At 34.6% G+C, this 5,117-nt stretch carries 4 protein-coding genes and 1 pseudogene; 1 reads left to right on the top strand and 4 read right to left on the bottom strand.

Annotation, left to right across the window (positions count from 1 at the left end):
- Positions 1-465 precede the first annotated feature (465 nt).
- The 3 genes from BB781_RS15095 to BB781_RS15110 all read right to left on the bottom strand — a co-directional run bounded on the left by BB781_RS15095 (position 466) and on the right by BB781_RS15110 (position 3,592).
- The gene (locus tag BB781_RS15095; protein WP_094229268.1) at positions 466-1,443 is read right to left on the bottom strand and encodes a cytochrome c biogenesis protein CcdA; all 978 of its coding nucleotides are present in this window, start codon (positions 1,441-1,443) and stop codon (positions 466-468) included.
- Between the two features lie 57 nt (positions 1,444-1,500).
- Complete coding sequence (locus BB781_RS15100; RefSeq protein WP_129582752.1) at positions 1,501-2,631, bottom strand: hypothetical protein; 1,131 nt, start codon at positions 2,629-2,631, stop codon at positions 1,501-1,503.
- A gap of 334 nt (positions 2,632-2,965) precedes the next feature.
- A complete protein-coding gene (locus BB781_RS15110; RefSeq protein WP_129582753.1) occupies positions 2,966-3,592 on the bottom strand; it encodes a hypothetical protein in 627 nt (208 codons plus the stop codon).
- A 398-nt stretch (positions 3,593-3,990) separates the two neighbouring features.
- Here BB781_RS15110 and BB781_RS15115 point away from each other — a divergent pair, with 398 nt between their 5' ends.
- Entirely contained in the window at positions 3,991-4,821 is an 831-nt protein-coding gene (locus BB781_RS15115) for a UbiA family prenyltransferase (RefSeq protein ID WP_242492687.1), read from the top strand.
- Between the two features lie 115 nt (positions 4,822-4,936).
- Here BB781_RS15115 and BB781_RS16010 read toward each other — a convergent pair.
- Positions 4,937-5,117: pseudogene (locus BB781_RS16010) on the bottom strand (hypothetical protein); the annotation flags it as partial.

Here is a 5,117-nt window from a genome sequence, read left to right on the forward strand (position 1 = left end):
CTGTAAGATTTAATTAAGTATGTGGGGGGGGGGTAATTTTATATCTTAAGGTGGGGAATTTTAGACCGACGAAAGTGGGGAAAAGTAAACCGCCGTTGACACATGTTTGTTCTCCACACTCTTAGATTGAAGAGGAAGTATAATTACTTCCTCAGTTGTTGAGAAACTAATCTACTACAAAAGTTAGCATCTATTTCTATATTCAATTACCAAATGCTGCTACTGTACCTTTGTATGTGCGGATAGCTCTGGCATTATCGTGGTCTGCATCACCATGACCGGTAGATGAATTAGTCGAAAATTCGAATTGCATACCACCATATAGAGTAATTCCTTGGAAAAGAGCATACATAATGGAATATCTTCTTATCAGAAGCTGATACTGAGAGAGCGAGGAGGAATAATCCAATGTCAATCAAAAGATAATATTATACCCGTCTCTCCTTTTTGTTCCTTCTCCATAAACTATAGCACCATCCATATTCCAAGCAGTATTAACACTGCACCACTGACAATCTTAACCTGCTTACGATATTCCCGAATATGTTTTGTCAATGTATAGCCACCAACAAGCCCAACTCCAATAAAAGGAGTCAATACACCTACACTAAAGACCAGAAGTAGGGACATTGCCTCTAAAGTTCCCTGTGTAATTGTCCTCTCCAACAAAAGCAATAACATTGGTAAAGTGCAGGGAACCTTGACAAATGAGAACAATACTCCAAGAATGAACAATCCACTGATTGTACTTGCATGTTTCCTTGCAGCATTCTGGAAATATCCCTCTAAAGATACTGGTAGAGAATAAAGTCCCATCAAATAGAACCCAATTAAAAGAACAACTATTCCTGTAATCACAGAAAATAGCTTGATGTCTGGAACAGACGTCTTGAAAATAAATAGCATCAGACCAAAGGCAATATAAGAACTGACCAAGCCAAGACCAAATATCCCTGCTCTTGTCATCCCATTTTTTACTGAATTACTGGTGCCTGCTGTCAAACTCAAAATAAAGCCCAGAATAGCCATGAGGCATGGCGACATCCCAGCAAACAATCCCAGTGAATAAGCAATAGGAATATTCAGATTTATGTCATTGACAAAGCTTTTCACCTGCTGCCCTTCACTATAGTTTACAATCACTGTCCTAATGTTATCTTCAGTGATCTCCTCTTTTGGAATAAGTGTCTCATTATTCACGACAATTGCAGGAACTTCACGAAAACCATATACTTTCCAGCGATCGAGCCCGTCAGCGAAAATGACATCGGTTCTTGTGATATTTACATTGTCATACTCACTCTCTATCAAATCAATGATTGGAGTTGTAATCTTACAATCATGGCATCCTGTCTGATAAAAGTACTCAATATTAACAGCCGAATCGACTACAGATATCGATAGGACAAATAAAATGATTAAAAAGAAAATCTTCCTTGTCATTCCTTTGCCTTCATATCATTTATTATTCCGATTCAGAACTTTCAATACCCAGTTTTTTCAAGTTCCTTTCCTCCTCAAGGCTACATAAGTCAATAAGACAACAAAAAACGAAGAAATACCTACAGGTAATGACTGTGCATTCGTTTCTTCGGGTGTTTTATCAATACTTTCTATAGCTTCTTTATACTCCAGAATAGCATATCCCTGCTCTTTCGCAATCAAAGAATTGCGAATTGCTGAATCTGCGAGAGGAACTGAATTTATAGGTTCTGCGTTTTTTGCTTCTTCAATTCTAATTTCTGCGGTCTCTAAATGAAGTATGGCAATCGGCGCATCAACATTGTTATTATTGCGAAGAGATTCCAATGAACTATTTGCACTTTTAAACTGGTTCTGTGCATAAATTATAGCTCCTTGTGATGTATCAAACTTCTCATTTGTCATTCCAAAATCAATCAATGCTTTGACCTCAGCAGCTGTCATAGTTGCCATATAATAATTTTCTTGGGAATAATACTCCTTTGCAATATCTAAGTGATCTTCACAATATTTAACCACATCTTCTCTTTCTCCTAATTCCCTCAATGTTGACAAACTCTCATCAGCCATTTTAATCCTTTCAGAGGCAACTTCTTCACCTCCACGGGATAATTGAGCGTAGTTAATACTTGGAGATAGTTTGTTCCTTTCTTCTACTACATTTAATAAATTTCTTGTTTTGTATATTGCAAAATCTGTTTTTAGTAATGCATCTAAAGTTGTATTCACATTTGAATTGTTACTATCATTTTGGAAAATCGAATAATATTGCTTGCTTTCTTGATAATCTCTTTCTGCAAGAGATAACCATTCTATACTTTGAAAAGTTAAATCTCCCTCTTTTACTATTGCTAACTCGTTTTCTAATCCATCATCTTCATCTATGATGTCTTTAGATGAATCAGAAATAAACAATTCTGTTCCTTTTGCTGATACTATATCGTTCATAGTCGTTTTCATTACCATTCGACGACACTTTAGAGCTAAATTATAAGCATAAAATGGATGGTCATATTTATACTCGTTAGATTTGTTATAAAAACTTTGCAAAGGAAATGTTGAATTCTCGTGATAATGACTTGATAATGATAATACTTCTTCAGAAGCCAATTCTTGGTAAATATTTTCTACACAAGTTGCTGGAGCCATTACTATCAATGTAAACATTACAAAGTAAACTATTTTTGATATACACATAAAAAATCCCCGATCACCATTTTTGTTGATGTTTTAAATAATTGACATGATTGTTAGAGCCATGACTACGATGTATGCCAATAAATTAGCAACTATTATGTACAACAATGTTCTTGAATATGGCCATTTTTTTTTCCGTCCAATAATTATAGATCCTATAGTAATACCTATAAATAGTCCTATTAAATAGGGAAGATTATTTACCGAAGCTGCATAAATTATTCCAACCATCATTTATTCCTCTACTAAAGATAAAGCAAAACCATCGTAAAAAAAAGTGATGCTATTAGCATATAGCATCACATACCTTGTCGCAACCATATGTTATATCTATGAAACAAGCTGCCAGACATACACCCACACATGCTATGTAGCCGATACCTGTTTCAATTAATACACCACAAAGATAAGGACAAGCTGATCCACAACCAGTACCGCCCAGACCACCGCATGTAGACATACACAAACCATAACAAGTTAGACTTTTGGTTGTTACTTCACCAGTGGATGAATTGTAGATCGTCATTTCACCAGTATTTGAAGACATATCTCCATTAACAGTTACAGAAACCTCGTTTCCTTTATCAGAAACAAGAGATACTTGATATCCACCCACTATTGCTGAAGATGTTACTTCCCATATCTCCTTAACTTTGTAATTTTTAGAGATATCAATGATTTTAAACACCTCAGCTGATTCTTGATAGATAAACAAAAATCCATCGGTATCTACGTTTCTTGCGATTGTATACTCATCAGGCATCTTGATCTCCTTAGAAACCCCATCAATGACCTCTTTTTCTTCTGATGCACTGATAGGGTCTTGTGGTGCCGCTGGTGCACATGCCGTCGCAGGTGCTACTACAAACATACTAACTATTAGCATCGTCATGAACAACGAAGCTACTTTCATTCCATATTTCATTTATTTTACCTCGTTTAACTATTCAAGAGGCAAGGTTACCCAAACTTTAAACTATATTAAAGCAAACATAACAATGCCTCTTAGGCATGAGGAGTTCAGTCTCATCTTCAAATTTGTCTGGACTCCTCACACATAGTATATAATTAAGGTAACCATGTATAATAATTTTTAATTTTTTTTAGGTTATAATAGTTATTTTTTGTTTTGATTAGTTTTTTCTTTTTTTTATTGATTTTTTTTACTTGAATAAATAGTATTTGACTTTTAATTAGAAATGCAATTGTTAATTTAATATTTTTTTGATATTATTAACTAATTTTAAAAAACCAAAAAATTTTTCTTTTGCACTATCCATTGTAAATGTACCCATACAGTTGAGGTATAAAATGATTCAAAAAAATCCGTACATATCAATTCTAAAACTAAAAGGAAGTTTAGTAGACATGTCAGTTGTGGCAATTAATTGTGCCATTCTGGAAATGTGGGATTACAGGGCTTTTCTCGTAATTCTGGCAGGAATTATGATTCATAGTGGTTGCGATATTATAAACGACATTTTTGATAGGGAAATAGACAAAATATGCAAACCAGAGGGAGCTATTGCATCTGGCAGGATATCAATCAATAATGCATACTTGTATATGTTGACGTTATTTTCACTAGCGCTTCTTATTTCTCTGCAGTTAAGTGTGATTTTCTGCTTATGCTTGCTGGCAGGAATAATAATTGGTGGAGTCCTATATTCGCATCCGTTTTTTCGCTTAAAAGATATTCCAGGTATTGCAATGTTAAATATGGCAGTATGCTTTGCTCTGGAATCAATAGGTATATGGAGTGTCTATTCTCCACTAAATGTTGATAGTTTAAAAGTTGCTGCTTACATATTCATATTAATATTTTGCCTCACGTTTATGAAAGATTTCAAAGATGTGAGAGGAGATATTAACTCTTTACCTTTGATGATTGGCATAAAAAATGCGGCAATGATTTGCATATTATTAACTGCAGTTCCATTAATCCCGCTAATTTATATCGTGCTTGACAAAAGTGAGCTATACATAAGTGTTATAATCTATATTGTGCTGGCAATCAGTTGTACTCTAATCTTAATTGATAATCCTGTATCCAGAGGGAAAATACTAAAAAATAGGATGGTAATGACTCTTACAATTCCAAATTTTGCGATATTAGCTCTGGAAGTAATTTCATTGCTCTAGATTTCCCAGATTATTCATGATATCAGGAGATTCTTCTGAAATCTGAAGAAACTCTTTTATTTTTTCGTAACTATTCAGCCTAGCTCATTTCCACCAAGCTGATTTTTCTCTCCAATTAATTCTGCAATATTGGAATAAGTGAACCCTCATAGAATATTGCATTAATCGAGTCTATAACAGACATGGAATTCTTGCTAACAGTAGAAACGTATCCTCTTATCCGGCAGAAATTTCTCGCACCTTGTTCACTACGGAAGGTACCGGATATCTTCTGTTGTACTTTCGTCATTCTGATA

This window comes from Methanolobus psychrotolerans (assembly GCF_002243045.1).
In the GTDB taxonomy this organism is placed as follows: Archaea; Halobacteriota; Methanosarcinia; order Methanosarcinales; family Methanosarcinaceae; genus Methanolobus; species Methanolobus psychrotolerans.

Bases quoted from the DNA above. Each gene is read 5' to 3' on its own strand.
- BB781_RS15110 (WP_129582753.1), bottom strand. From the start codon at position 3,592: ATGAAAGTAGCTTCGTTGTTCATGACGATGCTAATAGTTAGTATGTTT.
- BB781_RS15095 (WP_094229268.1), bottom strand. From the start codon at position 1,443: ATGACAAGGAAGATTTTCTTTTTAATCATTTTATTTGTCCTATCGATA.
- BB781_RS15100 (WP_129582752.1), bottom strand. From the start codon at position 2,631: ATGGCTCCAGCAACTTGTGTAGAAAATATTTACCAAGAATTGGCTTCT.
- BB781_RS15115 (WP_242492687.1), top strand. From the start codon at position 3,991: ATGATTCAAAAAAATCCGTACATATCAATTCTAAAACTAAAAGGAAGT.